This is a genomic window from Mycoplasma zalophi (genome assembly GCF_025486335.1).
Taxonomy (GTDB): domain Bacteria; phylum Bacillota_I; class Bacilli_A; order Mycoplasmatales; family Metamycoplasmataceae; genus Metamycoplasma; species Metamycoplasma zalophi.
On the sequence record NZ_JAOOPZ010000001.1, the window covers coordinates 74,197 to 96,789 of the forward strand.

At 25.7% G+C, this 22,593-nt stretch carries 23 protein-coding genes, 4 tRNA genes and 1 pseudogene; 11 read left to right on the forward strand and 17 right to left on the reverse strand.

Going from position 1 to position 22,593, the window contains the following annotated elements:
- Positions 1–27: 27 nt before the first annotated feature.
- The gene (locus tag N8G13_RS00310) at positions 28–2,271 is read right to left on the reverse strand and encodes a hypothetical protein (RefSeq protein ID WP_262288969.1); all 2,244 of its coding nucleotides are present in this window, start codon (positions 2,269–2,271) and stop codon (positions 28–30) included.
- Between the two features lie 241 nt (positions 2,272–2,512).
- Here N8G13_RS00310 and lpdA point away from each other — a divergent pair, with 241 nt between their 5' ends.
- Positions 2,513–3,934 carry a dihydrolipoyl dehydrogenase gene (lpdA, locus tag N8G13_RS00315; RefSeq protein ID WP_262288970.1) on the forward strand — a complete coding sequence of 474 codons (1,422 nt, stop codon included), beginning with the start codon at positions 2,513–2,515 and terminating at the stop codon, positions 3,932–3,934.
- Positions 3,935–3,972: 38 nt separating this feature from the next.
- Here the strand turns inward: lpdA and N8G13_RS00320 are convergent, their stop codons facing one another.
- From N8G13_RS00320 to N8G13_RS00340, 5 genes are all read right to left on the reverse strand, one after another.
- Positions 3,973–4,530, reverse strand: a complete 558-nt coding sequence (locus N8G13_RS00320; protein ID WP_262288971.1) for a hypothetical protein — start codon at positions 4,528–4,530, stop codon at positions 3,973–3,975.
- A gap of 1 nt (position 4,531) precedes the next feature.
- A complete protein-coding gene (locus tag N8G13_RS00325) occupies positions 4,532–4,819 on the reverse strand; it encodes a variable surface lipoprotein (protein ID WP_262288972.1) in 288 nt (95 codons plus the stop codon).
- Positions 4,820–4,991: 172 nt separating this feature from the next.
- A complete protein-coding gene (locus tag N8G13_RS00330) occupies positions 4,992–7,436 on the reverse strand; it encodes a C1 family peptidase (protein ID WP_262288973.1) in 2,445 nt (814 codons plus the stop codon).
- 1 nt (position 7,437) lies between these two features.
- The gene (msrB, locus tag N8G13_RS00335) at positions 7,438–7,875 is read right to left on the reverse strand and encodes a peptide-methionine (R)-S-oxide reductase MsrB (protein WP_262288974.1); all 438 of its coding nucleotides are present in this window, start codon (positions 7,873–7,875) and stop codon (positions 7,438–7,440) included.
- A 147-nt stretch (positions 7,876–8,022) separates the two neighbouring features.
- Positions 8,023–8,505 (reverse strand): dUTP diphosphatase, encoded by a 483-nt coding sequence (locus tag N8G13_RS00340; protein WP_262288975.1) that lies wholly within the window; start codon positions 8,503–8,505, stop codon positions 8,023–8,025.
- A 46-nt stretch (positions 8,506–8,551) separates the two neighbouring features.
- Between N8G13_RS00340 and N8G13_RS00345 the strand changes: the two genes are divergently transcribed.
- The 4 genes from N8G13_RS00345 (at position 8,552) to N8G13_RS00360 (ending at position 10,456) form a co-directional block, all read left to right on the forward strand.
- A tRNA-Leu gene (locus N8G13_RS00345) sits at positions 8,552–8,635 on the forward strand.
- A 109-nt stretch (positions 8,636–8,744) separates the two neighbouring features.
- Positions 8,745–10,157, forward strand: coding sequence for a PD-(D/E)XK nuclease family protein (locus N8G13_RS00350; protein ID WP_262288976.1), 1,413 nt, complete (start codon positions 8,745–8,747; stop codon positions 10,155–10,157).
- A 130-nt stretch (positions 10,158–10,287) separates the two neighbouring features.
- Positions 10,288–10,374 (forward strand) — tRNA-Leu (locus tag N8G13_RS00355).
- Positions 10,375–10,380: 6 nt separating this feature from the next.
- Positions 10,381–10,456: transfer RNA gene (locus N8G13_RS00360), tRNA-Lys, on the forward strand.
- A 119-nt stretch (positions 10,457–10,575) separates the two neighbouring features.
- Here the strand turns inward: N8G13_RS00360 and N8G13_RS00365 are convergent.
- The 9 genes from N8G13_RS00365 to N8G13_RS00405 form a co-directional block, all read right to left on the reverse strand.
- Positions 10,576–10,649 (reverse strand) — tRNA-Trp (locus N8G13_RS00365).
- Positions 10,650–10,663: 14 nt separating this feature from the next.
- A complete protein-coding gene (ychF, locus tag N8G13_RS00370) occupies positions 10,664–11,761 on the reverse strand; it encodes a redox-regulated ATPase YchF (protein WP_262288977.1) in 1,098 nt (365 codons plus the stop codon).
- Positions 11,762–11,770: 9 nt separating this feature from the next.
- Positions 11,771–12,205: a 23S rRNA (pseudouridine(1915)-N(3))-methyltransferase RlmH gene (locus tag N8G13_RS00375; protein ID WP_262288978.1), complete on the reverse strand. Its 435-nt coding sequence runs from the start codon at positions 12,203–12,205 to the stop codon at positions 11,771–11,773.
- Positions 12,205–14,034: a tRNA uridine-5-carboxymethylaminomethyl(34) synthesis enzyme MnmG gene (mnmG, locus tag N8G13_RS00380; RefSeq protein ID WP_262288979.1), complete on the reverse strand. Its 1,830-nt coding sequence runs from the start codon at positions 14,032–14,034 to the stop codon at positions 12,205–12,207. The genes N8G13_RS00375 and mnmG overlap by 1 nt, the downstream gene beginning before the upstream one ends.
- Positions 14,024–14,359: a 30S ribosome-binding factor RbfA gene (gene rbfA, locus N8G13_RS00385; RefSeq protein ID WP_216488540.1), complete on the reverse strand. Its 336-nt coding sequence runs from the start codon at positions 14,357–14,359 to the stop codon at positions 14,024–14,026. The genes mnmG and rbfA overlap by 11 nt, the downstream gene beginning before the upstream one ends.
- Positions 14,352–16,166, reverse strand: coding sequence for a translation initiation factor IF-2 (infB, locus tag N8G13_RS00390; RefSeq protein WP_262288980.1), 1,815 nt, complete (start codon positions 16,164–16,166; stop codon positions 14,352–14,354). Before infB ends, rbfA begins: the two co-directional genes overlap by 8 nt.
- Complete coding sequence (locus N8G13_RS00395) at positions 16,133–16,420, reverse strand: YlxR family protein (RefSeq protein WP_262288981.1); 288 nt, start codon at positions 16,418–16,420, stop codon at positions 16,133–16,135. Before N8G13_RS00395 ends, infB begins: the two co-directional genes overlap by 34 nt.
- 3 nt (positions 16,421–16,423) lie before the next feature.
- On the reverse strand, positions 16,424–17,974 hold the full coding sequence (gene nusA, locus N8G13_RS00400; protein WP_262288982.1) for a transcription termination factor NusA: 1,551 nt from the start codon (positions 17,972–17,974) through the stop codon (positions 16,424–16,426).
- A 12-nt stretch (positions 17,975–17,986) separates the two neighbouring features.
- Positions 17,987–18,412, reverse strand: coding sequence for a hypothetical protein (locus N8G13_RS00405; RefSeq protein ID WP_262288983.1), 426 nt, complete (start codon positions 18,410–18,412; stop codon positions 17,987–17,989).
- A gap of 292 nt (positions 18,413–18,704) precedes the next feature.
- On the opposite strand from N8G13_RS00405, the gene N8G13_RS00410 reads away from it, so the two are divergent.
- From N8G13_RS00410 to N8G13_RS00420, 3 genes and pseudogenes are all read left to right on the forward strand, one after another.
- Entirely contained in the window at positions 18,705–18,947 is a 243-nt protein-coding gene (locus tag N8G13_RS00410) for a hypothetical protein (protein ID WP_262288984.1), read from the forward strand.
- Positions 18,947–19,648, forward strand: a complete 702-nt coding sequence (locus tag N8G13_RS00415) for a 2-oxo acid dehydrogenase subunit E2 (RefSeq protein ID WP_216535855.1) — start codon at positions 18,947–18,949, stop codon at positions 19,646–19,648. Before N8G13_RS00410 ends, N8G13_RS00415 begins: the two co-directional genes overlap by 1 nt.
- 2 nt (positions 19,649–19,650) lie before the next feature.
- Positions 19,651–19,881, forward strand: a pseudogene (locus N8G13_RS00420) (biotin/lipoyl-containing protein); the annotation flags it as partial.
- A 148-nt stretch (positions 19,882–20,029) separates the two neighbouring features.
- On the opposite strand, the gene N8G13_RS00425 reads toward N8G13_RS00420, so the two are convergent.
- Positions 20,030–20,161 carry a hypothetical protein gene (locus N8G13_RS00425; RefSeq protein WP_262288985.1) on the reverse strand — a complete coding sequence of 44 codons (132 nt, stop codon included), beginning with the start codon at positions 20,159–20,161 and terminating at the stop codon, positions 20,030–20,032.
- Positions 20,162–20,698: 537 nt separating this feature from the next.
- A complete protein-coding gene (locus N8G13_RS00430; RefSeq protein ID WP_262288986.1) occupies positions 20,699–21,157 on the reverse strand; it encodes a hypothetical protein in 459 nt (152 codons plus the stop codon).
- On the opposite strand from N8G13_RS00430, the gene N8G13_RS00435 reads away from it, so the two are divergent.
- The 3 genes from N8G13_RS00435 (at position 21,105) to N8G13_RS00445 (ending at position 22,289) form a co-directional block, all read left to right on the forward strand.
- Positions 21,105–21,449, forward strand: coding sequence for a hypothetical protein (locus N8G13_RS00435; RefSeq protein ID WP_262288987.1), 345 nt, complete (start codon positions 21,105–21,107; stop codon positions 21,447–21,449). The two genes, N8G13_RS00430 and N8G13_RS00435, sit on opposite strands and share 53 nt — an antisense overlap.
- 144 nt (positions 21,450–21,593) lie before the next feature.
- Entirely contained in the window at positions 21,594–22,031 is a 438-nt protein-coding gene (locus tag N8G13_RS00440) for a hypothetical protein (RefSeq protein WP_262288988.1), read from the forward strand.
- Between the two features lie 87 nt (positions 22,032–22,118).
- Positions 22,119–22,289, forward strand: a complete 171-nt coding sequence (locus N8G13_RS00445; protein WP_262288989.1) for a hypothetical protein — start codon at positions 22,119–22,121, stop codon at positions 22,287–22,289.
- Positions 22,290–22,593: the final 304 nt, after the last annotated feature.

Below are 22,593 nucleotides of genomic sequence, written 5' to 3' on the forward strand. Positions count from 1 at the left end.
TAAAAAATCCAGAAATTTCTGGATTTTTTATATTTTTTTATCTTTTTTCTTTTTTATTAACATAAATATGAATAAAGGAATTAATAAAATAGGTACTACTAATAACAATAAATATAGCGGAGAAAATGATTTATTATTTTCATTTTTAATAAGGGTTAGCATATTGTAAATTTGTTCTAAGTTTTTATTTTCAAAACTAGCTTGTTTTAAAACTTTTTGTGCTTTATTTGCTTTAAATGTTAATAATTCTTGTAAAGTGCTTTTTATATTATTTACTAATTCTAAATTAGGTTTTTCGTTTTTAGATTGTTCGATAATATCATTTATTTGTTTTGAATTTAAATTGTTTAATTCATTAATTTCGCTCAAAACACTAAACTCATTAACTCAAATTTCTTCTTGCACTAAAAATTCATTTTTTATTGCATTTAAATTATTTAAAAATTCTTTTTCTGAAACGTCATTTTTTACACCTAGTAATTTTGAAGCAGTTTCTATTTTTAGATATTCATTTGATGTTTTTGTATCAATGTAGTTATAAAAATCACAAATTGGTTTTTTAGTGTCATAAATTTTTTGTAATTTATTGGCATTTTCTATTAATAATTCTTTATCTGATTGTTCATTTAAATTTAAATCAGTAATTTCACTTATTTGTTTTTGGATATTGTTTGAAATATTTTCATTATTTGTTGTTAATGAATTAACTAAAGCTAATTTTTGTAAATATTGTTCTCAATTTTCTGAATTATTTTTTAAAATATTAATTTTTGGATCAATAATTTGATCAAAAGTATCTTTTATTACTTTTATAAATTGTTCAGTGTTATTAGTTTCTGATTTTTTTATGTTTGCAGAAAATAGTTCTGAATACTTACTTCTTAAATTTTCAATAGTTGCTTGTTTTACTTGTTCTTTACGCTCTTCATCATCTTTATATTTTTCAAGTAAATTTTTATATGCTTCATATTTATTTGAAAAATAAGTTTCTAAACTGTTTAAATGTTCTAATTTTTCTAATTTACTTTTTAAAACTGAAAATTCTAATTCATCTAATTCATCTTTATTATTTGATACAATAGCACTAGAAAAAACATCATATAAAATTCCTTCTATAGGTTTATTGTCCACATTATTTGATATATTTTTTCAATCAGCAATTTTTTGATTATAACTTACAATCGCATCAATAAATTGATTTTTAAGAACCTTATTTAAATATTCTTCATAATAAACTGAAATTTGTGAATTTATGGTTTTTAATTGTGGTGTTATTAGTTCTGAATTATTAATTTCATTTTTAGTTTTTATTATTTGGTCAATTGTTTCAGAAAGTCACTGTTTTAACTTATCGTCAGTTGTATTTTCTTTTAATTTTTTAAAATACTCTAATAAATTATTATATTTACTTTTTTCATCTATGTTATCTTTAAAACTATCAATGTTTACATATAAATCAAATTCATAAAATGAACAATTTGCATTATTTTCATCACTTAAATTATTTCTTATAATGAAATCTAATAAATATCATAAATACATTCCATCATTTTGCTTAATTTTGTATTTAACTTTATGTTTATAAACATTTTTATCTTTTGCATTCGGGTCATTTTTATCAAGGTTTTCAATTAATTCAACGTTATTTTCATTATATTTACTTGATAATTCAAGAAAATCAATAGGTTTTGGAGCTTTTTGTCGATTATTATTTGTATTTTCTGTATCTTTATAATAATTAAATTTAAAATTATTTATATCAATGTTGTTTTTATCAAAATATATAGATTTGGAATTTGGATAAGAAAAATTAATATAGTTTTTGTAAAATTCTACTGTAATTTTTACAAATGAATCAATAAATTCTTTTATTTTTTTGTCATGTTTTCCTTCAAATTGTGTTCTTTTTTCTTCAGTATACTCACCTTCTTTTATTTTAACAAGTTCATTCACTGCTTCATCTCATGCTTTTTGAATTTTATCTCTTCATTTATTGTATTTTTCAATGTCATATCCTGCTTTATCTAATGAATGGAACAATATATTTACATTATCATATAAATTATTGTAGTATTCTTTCGCTGCTTGTAAAGTAGTTTTATCATACTTGCCAGCCTCTGTTTCTGTTTTTTTATCAGACTCAACTTCAAAAGATGTAATTAATTTATTATTTGAAATATTTGAATAAAAAATTATTGTTGGTAATATCATTAAAGCACTAGATATAATCCCAATAAAAGATATTAAAATTATTTTTTGTTTTATTTTCATACTTTCTCCATTTTAGTCGTAAAATAAATTTGTATTATTATATACTAAAATATAATAATAAATATAAGAATTTTATAATATTTGCAACATTAAAAAACTAGTTTATATTTGACATTTTAATGAAAATGTGAAAAAATTATTTTTTTGAATAAATATCAGCATTTTTTTGTTTTTTTGGTCTTATTTTTAATTTAATATTATAATTTATAATATATTATTTATGAAAATTTAAGGAGAAAAGATGAGTAAATATAATGGAACAATTGATGCTGAATACGACTTAATCGTAATAGGTGCAGGTCCTGGTGGATACTTAGCTGCTGAAGAAGCAGGAAAACATGGACTAAAAAGCTTAATCATAGAAAAAGTGTATTGAGGTGGAGTTTGTTTAAACGTTGGATGTATTCCAACCAAAGCTCTTTTACATGCATCAGAAGAATTTCATAAAGTAGCTAACGGAAGTTTAGAAGCATTAGGATTTAGCTATGATAAAGAATCAGCAAAATTAGATTGAACCAAATTAAATGAACAAAAATCAAAAACTGTTAATAAATTAACTAGCGGTGTAAAAATGTTAATGAAAGGATCAAAAGTTGAAGCTATTCAAGCTACAGCTGAATTCCTAGACAGTCACACCGTAAAAGCAAATGATAAAGTATATAGAGGAAAATACATGATCTATGCTATGGGTGGACACTCAAGAAGATTAACATTACCAGGATTTGAAGAAGCTTATAAATTAGGAAAAGTTGTTACATCAACAAGTTTAATTAATTACCCTACACAACCAGAAACACTAACAATAATTGGAGGTGGAGTTATAGGGGTTGAATTTGCACAAGTATTTGCAAATGCAGGAACAAAAGTTACAATTCTACAAAATTTAGATCGTGTTGTTGCTCAATTAGATAAAGATGTAACAGATGAATTACAAAAACATTTAAAATCAAAAGGTGTTGAATTTGTATTTAATACAACAATAAAAGCATTTGAAAATGATGAAGTTGTTTACGAAAAAGATGGACAAGAATTTAGAATTAAATCTGACGTTGTTTTAGCTTCTGTTGGGCGTGTTCCAAACACAGGATTTATTTCAGAAACAGGAGTTGAACTAGGTTCAAGAGGTGAAATTCTTGTTAACGATATGTTACAAACAAACGTTGAAAATGTTTATGCAATCGGAGATATTACAGCTCAAAACATGTTAGCTCACGTTGCTTATAAACATGCGTTAGTTGCTGTGTATGATATCTTAAGAAAAGAAAACAAAACAGAAAGAGTTATAACATATAACCCAGCTACAGTTCCAGCATGTATTTATACAGACCCTGAAATAGCTAATGTAGGAATGACTGAAAACAAAGCAAAAGAATTACAATTACCATACATTACTGCTAAATATAACTATGGTTTTGTTGGAAAGGCTATTGCTGCACATAAAGACTATGGATTTGCTAAATTAGTTATAAATAAAGAAAATGGAAAAATTTTAGGTGCTGAAATTGTTGGTGCCAACTCAACAGATATGATTGCTGAAATTGCTTTATTAATGGATAAAGAATTAACAGTATTTGATTTAGCAGATACAATTCACCCACACCCAACATTCAATGAAATTATTTGAGAAACAGCTCGTCAAGCAGTTCACAAATTAGGAAAATAATTATAAAATAAAAGTTGCTAACTAGCAACTTTTTTTTATTAATCTTGTTTGTTTAAATTATTTTCGCTGTTATATTTATTTAATTTAAAGATGTCAAATTGTTGTTTAAATTCATCTGAATTTGAAATTCAAAATTTTTTAGGTAAAAATACATTTTTAATTTTTATACTTGTAATTCCAAGATTTAACCTATTTTGTGGCCTTATATATTGTATTTCATCTAATTTATAATTTTTAACTGATGAAAAAATTCCTCTTTTAAATTCAATATGATCGTGATGTAAGTTTACAAAAATATTGTTTGTAAATAATGTTGTGATTCAATAAATTGACTCGATTAAATCATATAATCAAAAAACAAGAAATATACTTGATATTACTAGAAGAAATTTTCTAATTGTGTTACCTGCTGAACCCATTGCATCTGCTAAAAATGAAACAAAATCTTTAAATGATTCACTTGATACCAAAAGCGCTAATATTGATTTTGTATTATTTATAATAATTGAAGATATGATTATAAATATAAAGCATATTACAATATTTATTGAAAATAAAACTATGTATGTATTTAATTTTAATTGTCCTTTAATCATTCTAAACTCCGGTGCTATCTATGCTTTTTTCCAAAGTATCTAACATAGCCATTATATTTTTATATGATTTATAAGTTAAGTCTTTAAATTTTGAGATTTCACTTATTTTTTGAACTAAAGGACTTAAACTAGTATTTAATATTGAAGATTTTGATTTATCATCTTTATATTTATCAATAAGTTTTTGCATTCTATCTTTTACTTGATCTTTATAACTTGTTTTACCACATGATATAGCCACAAAAGGAATTGAAGCTAAAGTAACAGCAAAAAGTGAAAAGCTTAACATTTTTTTATATTTTATCTAAAAACTCCTTGAAAAAATTAATTTTTCACAAAAATGATATTCTTTTTTTTTTTTTTTGTAAAAAGCATCAAAAAGTTTATTAAATTTTAAAAAAATTAACTTACAGGTTAAAAAAAATAAAAAATGTGACTGAAAAGCATCACATTTTAAAATATTATTTTTTAGCTTTTTTTCTAAAATAAATTGCTATAGTTGATGCAATTGCTGCAATTGCTGGTATTAATAATAAAAAATAATACATATTTGTTTTTGATTTTTTAATAGCCTTTATATTTTGTGTATTATTGTTTGCTGACTGATTTTTGTTATTTATGGGTTTTGTTGGTTTGGTGTTTGTATCAGTATTTTTTGGTGATTCTTTAGAAATGTTGTTTAGTGAATTTGGTTGTGTTTTTGGTTTACTATTTTTATTTGGTTCAATAATATTAGAAGAACTACTGCTAGCACTCGAATTTTCTTGTGTATTTTTTGTCTTTTTGTTTGTGTTACTATCTCGGCTTTGACTCGGTGAGTTATTGATATCTTTTTGTGGTTCTTTAGATTCATTTTTATTTTTATTATCAACATTTGAAGAAACATTGTCTTGATCTTTTGAATTTTTAGTATTATTTGTTTCTGAATCACTATTTTGATTATCTACTAAATTATCTTTTGAATTAGAATTTGTATCTTCAGTTATTTCACCTGATGAGTTAGAGCTTGTATTAATTTCTAAATTTTGATGTTGATTTTCTTCTTGTTGAACATTATCATCTTTTACAATTTTTACATATGCTGAACTTCTACGATAATAATCAGAGTCATCTCCTTGATAATTTAATTCCACTAAAGTTTCATTATTGTCTAATTTGTGATTTCCACTAACAACTCAACCTTTACCAAAATTAACTTCATTTGTATCTTTAACATCCCTGTGGACTTTAATTATAAAGTCTTTGTTGTTGTGATTTTGTTGAGTATAAACTTTATTATTTATTGGAGGATATAAGCCAACTATGGTAGTGTAAAAAATGTTATTTTTAGTATTTTTATATTTACCTAAACCATTTATTTCTATTATTCCATACCCTGCATTAGCATCATCTGAATAAAATCTTTTATCTTTATCTAAAATTTCTTTATATTTTATTTCATAATCTTTGGATTCTTCTAATAAATTATTGTTGATATAGACCGATGGTTTTATATCATTATATGTCCCCAATCTATGAATGCCTTTATTAAGAGAAATGTTTGCAAAAGAAAAATCGTTTTCTTGGATTTTTTCTTTGTTATTGTTATAAATTTGTTGTGTAAATGCTTTAATTCTTGCAACACCACCAAATTTCTTTTGGCTGTTTACTCACTTTGAATTTTGTTGTACATATGATAAATCTAAAGTCGATCTACCTTCATCAGAAAAAGTTAATTTTGCAGTGTTGTCATTATTTTTAACGCTGGCTTCAATTGAAAAATATTGTCCTTTTTTCAACTTAACTTGTTCAGGTAATTCTACCACTCTCAATCCGCCATTTGCAAAATGTTTAGTTGCTGTAGAAACTAATTTTGCATTATTATTTGAATATTGTTGAGGATTAATTTCTGATCCATACTCATTTAAATAAACTTTTACAGTAATATCAACATTTTTGCCTTCAAAACCTACGTTAACAGCTTTTAAATATTCATCATATTCAGATGTTTCTGTTTTAGCTTTAAAAGCTGAAATTGCTTTTGTTTCTTTTGAATTAAAATTATCTACAACGTGTCCATCATAATAATAGTTATTATCATATTTATTTTTACTTACATAGTTTAATGAAAACAAATCTCCAATTGGAGTATCGTATGAGATATACATATACCCTTTTTCTAAAACACGATCTCCTCAACTATTTTTAACTATTCAACCACCATTTTGAGTAGTTCCATTACCAAAATTCTCCTTTGGTATAGAATCATCTCAACCTATAATTGTTGCTGCATGACCATATTTAGATCCTTGGTAAATGCTAGAATTATAATAAATTCCTACATTACCTGCTGAAAAACCAAAACCCACTGCACCGTTTTTTACTACATACTTTTTAATAGCTTCTTTATCATAGCTATTTATTTTTATTAATTCTTCTAAACGAAATGGAATATCAAAATTATTTTGTTTAAAGTCTGGTGTTTCATTCATTAAAGAATTTCATTGCATTAACATGTAACCCGCTCTTATTGCATATCCATTTGATGCTCAACGATCATTATTTTCCATTGTATCAAATTTTGTATTTCCCAAAGGATCGGAATTTGAGTTACGATTTCTTGTTAGAAAGGCAATTCCATTTTCAGATAAATCTAATGATGTAGGTATTGCATATAATCCATTTTTTAAAATATTTATTTCAGAAACGCCAATAGCAGAATAAGCTCAACAAATATCTTTCGATTGATGTCTCACTGGTGATAAAATATCTGGATTTTGTTTTCTTCAATCAAATTTTGATTGTTTAATCAAATCATCACTATCGTTTGTTTTAGGATCGGGACTTAAACTTAAATTACCAAAAGTACTTACTAATACTGCAGATGTTAAAATACTTAATGATAAAATTTTCATAGCTTTTTTCATATTATTCTCCATCAAATAATTTTTTGTATTCTGACAAGCCATGTTCATCTAATTTATCATAAGGAATGAAATCTAATGCCGCTGAATTAATGCAATATCTTAATCCACCATTTTCTTTAGGACCATCATTAAAAACATGCCCTAAATGCGAATCAGCTTTTTGTGATCTAATTTCCGTTCTTATCATGTTGTGTGAAGTATCTTTTAATTCTACTAATAATTCATTTTGAATTGGTTTACTAAATGCAGGTCATCCGCAGCCTGAATCATATTTATAGGTTGAAATAAATAATGGTGTTTTATCAACTATATCTACATAAATACCTTTTTCAAAACGGCGATCATATTTATTTTCAAAAGGTTTTTCTGTATAAGATTCTTGGGTAACTTTGTATTGTAATTCTGTTAATTCTTTTAACCTTTTTTGTTTATCAAACATAAATTCTCCTGTAAAACTTAATTTTATTATTATTAATTGTACTAAAAAATAATTTCAATAATGTAATTTGTGTATTTTTTCAGTACATTTTGTGTATTTTTTAGATAAATTATTAAAAAACTCTGTTACTTGCAGAGTTTATAGAAATTAATATTTATTTTTTGCTCTTTGAAAATTAATTTCATTTTTTTTATAAAAACTATCTAATATCTCATCTTCTGTTAATCCAATAGTTAGTGCTAAACCTAAATATAAACTATATGCATGTTTTAAAGTTTTTGCATTTAATTCAGTAAATAATATAGTAGCTGCTTTATAAACTTCTGCTAATTGTTGACTGAAATTATCATATAACTTTATTGGTTCTATATTTGAATCAACATTATGAGCAACACACATGCTACTTAAAAAATGAATTCCATCTGCATATTCTTCTAGTAGTGCTGCTTGATTAATATTTTTATGTACCTTTCAATATTTAAATTCTTGAACTTCATTTGCAAATTCACTAATTTCAACTATTAAAGCAATAATAACTTTTAATTGTAGATTAGTTTCATTAGGACTAATGTTCTTAGAAAAACTTTCATCTAGATCTCTTTGTAAATCAAAAACTTTTTGTAAATTCATTTCTTAATTATAAAACAAAAAAATATTTTGTTATAATTATTTACAAGCCCGTGTGGTGAAATGGCAGACACAGTTGACTCAAAATCAACCGAAGAAATTCATGCTGGTTCGAGTCCAGTCACGGGCACCATTTGATTAGGTTATACGCTAGTATTACCTTTTTTATTTATTTTTTTGTAGATAAACTTTATAATTTAAGTGAAAAAACCGCCTATTTAAAGTAGTAAAAAAGGAATTTTATGAATAAATCTTGTAAAATAAACGCTAACAATATTACTAAAAACACAAGTAAAGAACAAGAAAAATGTGAACTTTTTTTAAAACAAAAAGGGTGACTAAAACAACAAAAAAATAATGATGTGAAAATAGAAGGTAATGTTATTTTATTAAATAAACTGTTTCTAGGAAATTGATTAGATAAAAAAGGGAATATAGGACATGAAATAATTGACTTCTTACTCACTGACAATAATGAGCATTATATATATAACAATCCTTGAGGTGTTTGTCCAGATAACATTTGAGTAGAGGGAACAAAAGAATTAAAACAATGAAAAAATGAAAAGTACTTAGCTAAGTATTTGGTTTTAACTAGCGGACTTAAAAATAATAATTTTAATATTCTATATGTAGTTGAATTAGAAGAAAAATTACACAGATTTCACAAAGCAAAAAAACCTAGCAAAAATGATGATAGTAAGAAATATCATTACTATGAAAATTTTAAGTGTGCTCAAAGAGCATTAGAACAATTTATACGTGAAAGAAAAATTGTTTATAATGGTAAATACTTATATGAAATTTACAAAGATGATGATTCTTTATATTTAACATTTAAAGCTAAAAAAATATATAAAGCAAATGATGAAATTTTAGTTTCAAATCTAGAATATAATTTTCAAAGAAATAAAGGTTATTTATTTGACGATAAAAATAAAAATGATTATGAATTTGTAAACAATCTAATTGCAACGGCTATTAAAAATAAAAAACTTATTGAATTTAATCCAAAAACTGTAAAAGAAGATAACATAAAGTCATTAAAAAAAGAAACCACATTTTTAGATTTAATTGATTTTCAAGATAACGAACAAGCTTTTACAAATATGTTTTATAGTATTTTAAGTTTCAAAAATTTACTTAAAAAATTCTGCATAACCTTTCGGGGTAAAAAAATATTTGATCAAAATAGTGATTATGAAGTGTATAAAGAATATGTAGTAGAAAATGGAAGATTAGATATTTATGCAAAAGGTTTAAAACAAAACATAATTATTGAAAACAAAATACGTAGTGGATTAAATGGAATAAAATCTGAAGATAAAATAACTCAATTATCCACTTATTATAAATGAGCTAATAAAGCAGATAGTGAATATGATCCATTATTTTTTATAATCGCTCCAAATTTTAGAATTTTAGAAATTGAAAATGAAATTGAAAAATTAGATCCTGAAATGAAAAATATTTATAAAATAATTTCTTACAAAGAAATTGCAGATTTTATTGAAAATGAATACAATAACAAAACATTAGACAAAACTTATGAATTTTACAATTTAATTCCACAAATAATTATTGCTTTTAATAATTTAACTCACGAAACAAAAGAAGACCAATATGCTACAATGTTTTTAAACAGCACAAAATAAGTATTAAATTACAGTTTTTGAGATCATAAAAAATATAAATTTTTATATATGAAAACAAAGATTTTATATTTTTTATTTTTTTTAATATTTTTTAATATTTTTATGTATAATATTAAAGCAAACAAAAAATGCCCGGATGGCGGAAATGGTAGACGCAAGGGACTTAAAATCCCTCGGTGGCAACATCGTGCTGGTTCAAGTCCAGTTCCGGGCACCATAATGTGCGCCCTTAGCTCAGCAGGTAGAGCAAATGGCTTTTAACCATTGGGTCAGAGGTTCGAATCCTCTAGGGCGTACCATTTCATTTAGTGTCCAAAAAAAGAGCGTTGCTCTTTTTTTATTTATATATTTTTAAAAAATTTAAAAACACCAAAGTACATGAATGGTACTAGGTGCTTTTTTGATCTAATTATAGATTTGGCAGGAGATACAGGATTCGAACCTGTAACGAAGGGTTTGGAGTCCTTAGTTTTGCCATTAAACTAATCTCCTATAATAATAGCAAATTATTTTGCTATTTTAAAGTAACACACATCGCCGTCTTGCATAATATAGTTTTTACCCTCAAGACGCATTTTTCCAGCTTCATGAGCTTGTTTTTCACCACCATAAGTAATATAATCTTCATAACTAATTACTTCAGCTTTTACAAATTTCTTTTCAAAATCAGTATGAATTATTCCAGCGCATTGACTGGCAGTTTGACCATTTTTAAAAACTCAAGCACGTGTTTCTATTTCACCTGCTGTAAAATAAGTTTTTTGATCTAATAAATAAAAACTTTTTCTAATTAAAGTATCTAAACCACTATATTCTAAACCATATTCTTTTAAAAACTCTTGTTTTTCTTCTGCTTCAAATTTTGATAATTCATATTCTAAAGAAATACAAATAGGAATTAAAATATCATTTGTTTGTAGTAAATGATTTTTTAAATTTTGAAAATGAACATTATTATCTAAATTTTCTAAATCATCTTGTTTTAAATTTGCCACATAAATAATTGGTTTAAGTGAAAGCAATTGTCAAGATTTTACAATATCTTTTTCTTCATCACTTAATTCTATTTCACGAGCTGAACGTTCATTTTCTAAAATTGTTTTTAATTTGTTTGCAATTTCTAATTCTTTTAGAAGTTCTTTATCATTTGTTGCTTTTGCTCGTTTTGATATTCTATTAATAACATTTTCAATTGTTTGTAAATCAGCTAATATTAGTTCTAAATTAATAGTTTGAAGATCATCAAGTGGGTCAATTTTATTATTAACATGAACAATGTTATTATCTTCAAAACATCTAATTACATGAATTATACTGTCAACTTCTCTAATGTTTGCAAGAAATTTATTTCCTAAACCTTCACCTTTTGAAGCCCCTTTAACAAGCCCTGCAATGTCAACAAAATTAAAAGTTGCATGTACTATTTTTTTTGTATTATTTAGTTTTGCTAATTTTTCTAATCTAATGTCATTTAACTTAACATTTGCAATATTTGGTTCAATTGTGGTAAATGCATAATTATTAGCTTCTACTTCATTTAAAGTTAAAGCATTAAATAATGTACTTTTTCCTACATTGGGTAATCCAACAATTCCTGCTTTCATAATTTGTCCTTACTTGTGATACTTAATATTATTTTTTATAGCGTGCGCTCGATAAATTTGTTCAATTGCCATTACTCTAAATAACTGATGCGGAAATGTCATTTTTGAAAATCTGATTTGATTGTTAAAATGTTCTTCAACAACACCATTTGAACCGCCAATTATAAAAGTAATGTTATCTGTGTGAGTTATTAATTCACTAAATTGCTCTGAAGAATATTCTTTTCCATTTAATCCAAAATAATAAACTAATGAATTTTTAGGAATTTTCTTTAAAATATTTTCTGTTTCTTTTTGTTTTTTTAATTCAATATTTTGCTCGTTAATTTCTTTTATTTCTATGACATTAACATCTGCTAAAAATTTTAACTTTTTTAAATAGGAATCAAAGAGATTTTTAAAATCACTTGTTAAACTTCCTACTGCAATTAAATTTAGTTTCATTATTTTTTTCTTTGATCCATATAAAACATTAACATTTGAATATCAGCGGGGTTAATCCCACTTATTCTTGAAGCTTGACCGATTGTTGTTGGTCTAATTTTTGATAATTTTTCTTTTGCTTCATATGCTAAATTTTCAACTTCAAAATAATCAATGTTTTCAGGAATATTTAGACTTTCTAATCTTTTCATTTTAGCTGCTTGATTTAATTGTTTTTCAATGTAACCATATAATCTAACATTGATTGCTAATTCATCAAAATATTTAAAATCTTCATCAACTAAATCACGTGGATTTACATCTGGTCTTGCTAATAATTTTAAATAACTAATTCCATGTTCAACATTATATTTTTTACCTAACTCACTAGTTGAACCAACAAATTTGTTTTTAAATTCTTCAATTTTGTCATTAATTTGTTTATATTTTTCTTGAATTTTATTATATTCTTCTTCTGTAATCATATTATTATCATATGCATATTTTGAGATTCTTTGATCAACATTATCATTTCTTAATAATAAACGATATTCAGCTCTACTTGTTAACATACGATAAGGTTCAGCAGTTCCTTTTGTAACTAAATCATCAATTAACACACCAATATATGAATCGCTTCTATCTAAATATAAAGGCTCTTTATTTTGTAAATAGTTTGCTGCATTAATCCCTGCTACAATACCCTGTGCAGCTGCTTCTTCATATCCGCTTGTACCATTTGGTTGTCCAGCACTAAAGAATCCTTTAATTCATTTAGTTTCTAAGTTTCTTTTTAAATCAAGTGGGTTTATTGCATCATATTCAATTGCATAACCATATTTTTGTACTCTTGCATTTTGAAGTCCTGGAATAGTTCTTATCATTTGGTCTTGGATTTCTATTGGCATTGAAGTACTTAAACCATTTATATACATTACATCACCTTTTTTAGTTTCTGGTTCAAAAAATATGTGATGCGAAACTTTTTCTTTAAAACGTACAATTTTGTCTTCAAAAGATGGACAATACCTTGGCCCTGTACCGACAATTAATCCACTATACATACTTGAACGATTTAAATTTTTCAAAACTATTTCTCTAGTTTCTGCAGTTGTATGCGTTAATCAGCAAGATGTTTGTTCATCTAAAACTATTCCACTTCGTGAAGAAAAAGAAAGTAAATTTTTATCTAAAGTTTCTTGCTCAACTTGGCTAAAATCAATTGAATCTGTATAGATGCGGCAAGGTGTTCCTGTTTTTAATCTTTGTAATGTAAAACCATATTTTTCTAAATTTTTAGATAAATTTACATCAGTTCTTTGACCATTAGGACCTGATTGTTTTACATCTTCACCTTGTAAAATTCTTGAATTCATATATACTCCAGTTGTCATTACAACAGCATTTGCATATAATAATCCATTTTTTTCTGTTTTTATACCTTTTATAGTTTTATCTTCTACAATTAAATCTAAAACAAGATCTTCAATTAAAGTAATATCTTTTTGTTTTACTATATCTTCTAAAATTAATCTGCAATATTCATCTTTATCTATTTGTGCTCTTAAGCTTCAAACTGCTGGTCCTTTTGAAGTATTAAGAACTTTTATTTGAATCATTGCTTTATCTGCGAATAATCCTTGTACGCCACCTAATTCATCTATTTCACGAGTAATTATCCCTTTTGCGCTACCACCAATAGATGGATTACATGGCATCATAGCTAACTTAGTTTTATCTAAAGTAACTAAGGCTACTTTTAAATTTCTTTTTGCTAAAGCATAAACAGCTTCAACTCCTGCATGTCCACCACCAATTACAATTGCATCAAATTTATCATTAGTTTTCATCTTTTATTTTTTTAAGAATATTTTCTATTCTTTGGGCTTGATTTTCCAATTTATCAATTGTAAAGTGAATTTCAGGTAATCTATGGTATTTTCAACTTTTAGAAATAACACTTCTTAAAAAAGGAGACATATTTACTAATTTATTAAAATATCTTTCCTTGTCTTTGAAAATTGTTACATATACTTTAGCATGTGAATCATCATTTGATAACTCAATATCATTTATTGCTACATTTGTAACATCAAAATCTTTTAAATCGTATAAAGCATTTGATAATAATTGTGTAAATAAACTTGCTTTACGTTCATGTTTTATATTATTCATCTTCTACTAATACATCCTCATAAAATCTTAAAATATCATCGACTTGTATACTATCAAAATCTTTAATGTGTGTACCAAATTCAAAACCATTATCAACTGATTTTACATCATTTTTTTCTCTTTTTAAAGAATCAATCACACCTTTATAAATTACTTTGTTTCTTCTTATAACTTCAACTTTAGCATTAGCTTTAACTTTACCACTAACAACTTTAGCTCCTGTTATTTGACCTACTTTTGAATAGAAGAAAATTTGTAAAACAACGGCTTCAGCAATTTGAACTTCTTCATATACAGGTTCTTTAAACCCTTTCATTTTTTGGGTTAATTCTTCAACAATTTTATAAATAACATTGTAATTTTTGAACATTATATTTTTTGAATCAGCATAACTTTTAACTGATTCATTTATATTAACATTAAATCCATAAATAAGTGCTTGACAAGTACTTGCTAAAGCGACATCAGCTTTTGTAACATCTCCGTTAGTTGCTCTAATAATTTTTATTGAAACTTCATCTGTTGTTAAATTTAATAATGTATTTTTTATTGCTTCAGCTGTACCTTGTACATCTGTTTTAATAATTACATTTATAACTTTGGTTTCTTCATTAATATTTGTTAATTGAATATTTTTTTCATTTAATTCTTTTTGTTTGTCAAGGAATTTCTTTTCTTCTGCTAATTTTTTTGCAAATTTTTCATCACTTATCCCTACAAATTTATCTCCAGATTGAGGGTTTGAATTTAAACCTGTAATAACACAAGGCATTCCAGGAGTTGCAAATTCAATATCATTACCTTCAGTATCAGTTAAACTTCTAATTTTTCCATATTGGCTACCCGCAACAATAAAATCACGAGGTAATAATGTTCCGTTTTCTACTATTAAAGTTGCTACAACACCTTTTCCTTTATCTAATCTAGATTCAATAATCGTACCAATTGCTTCTCGGTTTCAAACAGCTTTTAAATCTAAGATTTCTGCTTGTAAGAAAATAGCTTCAAATAATTGTTCTAAACCTTCTCCAGTTAGAGCAGAACCATAAACAAACTGTGCATCTCCACCTCACTCTTCACTGATAACATCAGATTCAGAAAGTTGACTTTTTAATTTTTCTACATCTGTATTTGGTTTATCCATTTTATTAACAAAAACAATAATAGGTACACCAGCTGCCTTTGAGTGATCAATTGCTTCAATTGTTTGTGGTTTAACACCATCATCTGCTGCAACAACTAAAATAACTATATCAGTTACTTTCGCACCCCTTGAACGCATTTCAGTAAATGCTTCATGACCAGGAGTATCTAAAAAGGTAATAGATTTATTATCATATTTAACTTGATAAGCGCCAGTATGTTGAGTAATACCGCCAAATTCACTTGAAATAACATCGCTTTTTCTTATTTTGTCAATTAAAGTTGTTTTACCATGATCAACGTGACCCATGATTGTAACTATCGCTGGTCTTGCTTCTAATTTTTCATTTTCTGTATCGATAATTAAACTATCAACAACATTTTGAGCATTAACATTATCGCTTTTTACAAAATCTAATCCAAATTCTAAACATAGTTCAGCTATTTCTTCTTCATTTAATGTTGTATTAATATTTTTTAAAATACCCTTTTTGAAAAAGTATGTAATTATTTCATTTGAACTTTTTGTTATTCTTTTACTAAACTCATTAATAGTCATAGGTCCTGTAAAATGGAAAATACCATCTTCTAATTTAACTTCTGATTTTTCTAAATGAGTTTTAATATCATTTATATTTGACTTTCTATTTGATTTTTTTGCCATATTCTCACCTCTTCTTCTAATTTTTTATATGTTTCAGCATCAATATTCATTTTAAAAGCTTTATTTAAAAGTCGCCTTTTAAAAAATATATCAATGTTGTTTTGATCGTTGAGACATCAGCTACCACGTCCGCCTAATTTGTGTTGTGGATCAAAATATATATTTTTATTTATTTTTGCAAAACGAATCATTTCATATTGGTGATAAGTTAATCCATTTACGCAGTTTTTTCTGTATTTTATTGGTTTTGACATTAATTATTCTTCATCTCACTTGATATCGTCTAAATCTAAGTCTTCAATTCCTTTTATTAAGTCTTTATCTTCATGGAAATCACTTAATTTTGTTTTAGCTATTTGTTCGTAATCTTCTTTATATGATTTTGAATAAGGTTCATCAGCATCAACATTATCATCTAAAACATCAATAGCTTCTTCATCCATAAATTTTGTTTGCTTAATAGCTTCTTCTAATTCTTTATCTATGTTAAAAGTAGAACTTGGATTTTGTGAATCAAAAACTCTGCTTTCAAAAAGCTTAGCATCTTCGATTTCAAATTCTGATTTGAATTTTTGAAGGTCTTGTTCAAATAAAGAATTGAAATCAAAATTATTGTTTTGTTTACGTTGATTTGGTTTTTTTGGTTGTTGATGTTTTAATCTTTGACCTTGTTCTAAAAGTTCAACTTCTTGTTGTGTAATATTTCCATTTCAACCAAAAGTTATATTGTTTGCTAATGCTTCTGAATAACTTAAAACGTTTATTTTTGCAGATGTTAATTCAACAGCTAAAACTACATTATTTCCTTTCTTACCAATTGCTAATGTATGTTGGCGATCAGGAACAATAACATCAAATGAATTTGCAGATTCAGAATTTGTATTTAAAACTACATCAATTACTCTAGCAGGAGCAAGAGAATTGATAATAAATTTTTTGATATCATCGTCATAATTAATAATTTCTAATTTTTCACCACGTAATTTTGATTCTATTGCTTTTATTCTTTCACCGTTTGCACCAATCACTGAACCAACAGCATCGATTAAACTATTGTCGCTTGCTTTTACAGCTATTTTTGCTCTATCTCCAATAAGTCTTGCTATTTTTACTATTTCTATATCATTTGTTGCAAATTCAGGTATTTCATTTTTAATAAGTTTTTCTAATAAAATAGTTTCTGAACTTGAAACAATAACTTGATAAAATTTAGTATCTTCAAAAACTTCTTTAACAACAACATCAATCATAGTTCCGGTTTCAGGAAGAATTTTTTGATTTACTTTTTTAAGTGGCATGAATGCTTCTGTTTCGTCTTCGAAACTTACAATTGCACCTTTATCAGTTTTTGAAATTAATTTTGCGCGTAAAATTTGTCCTTGAAGTTGTGAATATTTCTCAAATATTCTTTTCTTTTCATATTCTCTTGTTAATTGGTTAAAAGTTGAAAGAATTTGTGAATATACTTTTTTAGGGAATTTTTCAAAATCTACTTTTTCACTCATTAAATCTTCGATTTCTACATCTGGATTTATTTTAATAGCATCTGAATAAGCAATTTGAATACATGGAATAAAATCATCTTTTTGTTCTTCATTTTCTGGATCTTCAACTACCATTTTTGAATGGTTAATTAATTCAAATATTTGGTTTTCTGAATCAAAAATAAATTCTAACTCAGCATCTTGATCATAAAGCTTTTCAAAATTTTTTGTAATAGCCTCTTGAAACATATTTTTAACTTCTTCATATGGAATATTTTTTAATTGTGATAAGTTAAAAATTTCTTCAAAAAATTTGTTTGACATAAGTCTCCTAATTTAAAAAATTACTTTTTGTATTTTATGTATGTTCTCTTTTTTTATAAATATTTTTTGAAATTGACCTTTATTATTGATTCTTCCAAATAACTCATCTTCTTTTTCTTCTTTAAAAATAATTTGAATTACTTTTTTATCTTTATATGGTTCTTTTAATGTTATTTCAATTTTTTTATCTACATAATCATTAATTTCATCTAAAGATATTTCCAAATCAACACCTTTTGAAAATATATCCAAATAATAATTTGATTCAGTATCAATTTCATCAATAAAATTGTTTATTTTTTTTGTAATTAAAGTTACTTCATTAAGATCATGAGTGTTTAATTCTATACTCAAAAATCTTCCCTCTGGAGTATTTAATCATTTGCACTGACTAATTTGATTAGTAAATTTATTTAAAATTTCTTCAATAATGTTCATAATTACCTCCATTGAAAAAGGCTACCCACAAGGGGTAACCTCTTGATATAGGTAACTTTATTATATCATAATAAAATGTATATTATAAAAGTATTTTATATATTTTGTGTGTCAAAAAATATATAATTATAATTAAGTAATTAATAAAAATAAAAAAGAAAAATAAAAATCAAAAAAGCGATTTTTTTAGTATTTTTAAATTAAAAAATTGCTTTTTGTTTATAATTTTTTATATAAAAGTATAAAATAGATAAATAGAAATATTAAACAAATTAACATAAAGGAGGATTTTATGCTAGATCCAAAAGATGTAAAAGACGCCAATGCTCCGGAAGAAGAAGGAGCTCCTGCCGTTGTTGGAACATTAAAAGTTTCAAATGACTTATTAGATTTTTCAGCTTTTAGCAAAACTAAAAAAACTGAATCTAAACAAGAAGCAAAAGCAGAAGACGAAGGTAATTTAACACCACGTCAAAAAGCTATTCTTGAAAGAAAAAGAAAAGAAGCAGAAAAAGCTAATGGAGGAAATGAATAATGGAAGCAAAAGAAGTTAAATTATCAGGAATCCGTAAAGCCATTGCTAAAAACTTAAAAAATGCAATGGATCGTGTTGCTTATACATCATTAGTTCAAAAAGCAGATGCTACAGCACTATGAAACCACAGATTAGCTGTTAAAGATAAAGTTTTACAAGAACAAGGTGTAAAATTAACATTCTTATCATGAATTATTAAAGCAACAACTATAGCTTTAACAGAATTCCCAATGTTTGCTGCTAAAGTTGATGAAGAAGCAGGAGTTATTAAATTCCCAGGACAAATCAACATTAGTATAGCAGTTGATACACCACATGGATTACTTGTTCCAGTTATAAAAAACGCTGATAAACTTTCAATAGTAGAAATTCAAAAAGAAATTATTCGTTTAGCAGAATTAGCAAGAACAAGAAAAATTACTATGGCTGATATGCAAGGTGCAGATTTTACAATTACAAACGTAGGAAGTGTTGGAGTTTTATTTGGAAACCCAATTATGAACTACCCAGAAATCGGAATTTTAGCAACTGGAGCTATATTTAACGAATTAGTTCGTGAAAATGGTGAAATAGTTGATAAAAAATCAATGTACTTAACAGTAGCAGCCGACCACCGTTGAGTAGACGGTGCAGATATAGGGCGTTTTAACGCTCGTATTAAAGAATTAATTGAAAACCCAGAAAAATTAGGAGAGTTATAATTATGTTTAAAATGCAATTTACAGATGTTGGAGAAGGATTACACGAAGGAACAGTTGCTGAAGTTTATGTAACTGAAGGACAAGAAGTTAAAGAAGGAGATAACCTATACTCAGTAGAAACAGATAAAATGACAACAGATATCCCTTCACCAGTGACAGGAAAAATCGCAAAAATTTTAATTGAACCAGGTAAAGAATTAACAGTTGGTGATGAAATTTTTGAAATCGAAGAAGCTTAATCTTATCCAAAATAATATATAAACCAGGGTTTAATCCCTGGTTTTTTATTTTATATTTTAATTAAATTAAATACTACCAACATTAAAAATATCAAATTAAGTTTAACATTTCTTGTAATGAATAATTATTACAAAATATGAATTACATTTTAGCTAATCTTTTCAAAATTATTTCAAAAGCTTTTTCGTTTTCTGGTTCATATTTTCTTGTTCTTGCTAATTCTTTTTTAAATGTTTTTTCAGAAAACATTTCTAGTATTCTTTTATCTTTCATTAATAACCTACACAGGTTTTTGTTATGTATTAACATAATAATACTAAGTAATTTATATTTTTACTGTAAATTTTAACTTTTTTAATATAATAAATATTTTTAAAATAGCTAATTGTTTTCTTATTATTTACAAATAAATTAAAATCAATTAAATTTTAAACAAATATATCGCTTTGCTTAATTAAATTAAAGACATATATTAAAATCTAAATCATAAATAAACACATTTATATTTATTTGATTTATAGTTTTAAGATATTTTATATGCTATTTATTTTTATAAAATATTTTATTTTGCGAACATTTAATTTTAATCTGTAATGATTAAATAGTCAGATATAGTTTATATTTATAGTTTTAATTATATTGTTATTTATATATTTTTAACCTTGTATTTATTTTTTTGTTTCAGCAGTTTTTATTAATAGTCATTCATATCATGAGTTATATACGCACAATTGTTTAACTTTTTTAGAATAAAAAATAACACCATTTAACAATTGGTGTTATTTTGTATTTAAATCTACTTATATTAAATTAATTTGTGTTTTCAATTGTTCATTCTACAGGTTTTTGTCCATAAGCTTTTGCTGCATCAACATATTTATCATATTTTTCTCTTGCTGTTGCTAATAATTCTTGTAATTTAGCATTTTGTTCTTCTTCGTTATTTGAAGGAGATTTAATTTGATTTAAGTAGTTCTCTTGTGCTCGTATAAATTCTTGTAATGAATTGATGTAGTTTAATTCTTTCTCTCTCTTAGCAACTTTTTCTTTTGTTGTAGCTACTAAAGAATCAAGAGCTTTATAACCTGCTTTATATTTAGCAGATGTTTCTGTTTGAGCTTCTGCTGTTGTTGTGATGTCTGTAAACTTAGTATTAAATTCTTCTTTTATTGATTTATAATCTGGTTCTGGTTTAGCATTAACTTCATCTTTATATGTGGTTGCGGCTTCTTTTGATTTTTGATATCTTGTTTTATTTGCTTTTAACATAGCTGCTTCTAAATCATTAATTCCTTGTGTTAATTTTTCTTGTGTTATTTCATCAGAAGTTGCTTTTGTATTTGCAGTTTCAATTTCTGTATTATATGTTGTTTTAACTTCACCTTCATCAAAACTATCTTTATCTGCTCTTACTTCTGCTAATTTATCTAAGTATTCTGCATATTTAGTTAATAATTCTGTTAATTCTTTAACCTTAGCAGTAGCAGATTTTACTTGATCTACTGTTGTATCAGCAGCATTTACTATAGCATCTTGTTTTGCGATTTCTGATGTATTGTAAGAAATTGCACTTGCATATTTAGGATCTGTAAATTCTGCTGCTTTAGTTGAGTTAGCTTCTTTTGCCTTATTATATTCATTTTTAAATGCATTTAATAAAGCTTCATCAAGTTTTAGTTTTTGTGTATTAAAGTTATTAACTGTTTTGTTTGCATTTGCAGCTTCTTGAATTTGTGTAAATTCTGCTAATGCAGCTTCTTTTGTATCTTTATCTTGAATTCCATTAGCTTTTGTTTTAACTTCATCTAATTTATCTAGGAATAATAATTGTGCTTTTAATAATGCAAGTAAGTCTTGTAAATCTGTTGTTCCTGAATCATATAATGCTGTTGTAGGTTCTGATTCTGTTCTTTCAGTGATTTGTCCTTCTGTTTCTTTATTAGATTTTGCATCTACATATTTAGCATCATTATCAACATTTTTGTTTTTATATTCATCTTGATATGCTTTTTTAGCAGCTTCATATCTTGCTTTGTGAGCTTCTAACTGAGCTTCTTTTAATTTTATTACTGCATTTTGGAAATTATCGATGGTTGCAGTACTTGTATCTGCAATTGTATTTTCTCTAATAGCATTTTCATAATCGGTTTTAGGTTTACCGTCTTCAAAAGTATCTTTATCTTTTGTAACTGCAGCTAATGTAGTTGTATATTCATGGTGTGCTTTTGCTTTGTCTAATTCTTCTTTTAATTTTTCTACTCCTTCTTCATATTTATCTGTAGTTGGAGTTTCTTTTACTTTATTATCAATTGTAGTAACTTCTGATTCTAACTGAGTAGCAGCTTCTGAACCTGTAATTGTTTCTTTATATGCATTTACTTCTGCTAATTTTGTTTCATAAGCTTCTTTTGCTTTTGCTAAATCTAAGTTATCAATTTCAGTTTGAACTAAGTCTTTTGCTGCGTTGTATGATTCTACAGTTCTTGGATCTGCTAAACCATTATCTATTTCTGCTAATTTAGCTGTTAGGTTAGCTTTTGTTTTTGGATAGTCATCTAGTTCTTTAGCATTAGCTTCAGCAACTTTTGCTTCATAAGCTTTTTTAGCTTGATTTAATTCATAATTATTTCTATCTTCAGTTGCTTGTGTAATTGCTTTATCTAATATGTCTTTAGCATTTACATAATCAGCAGTTGTATCTTTAG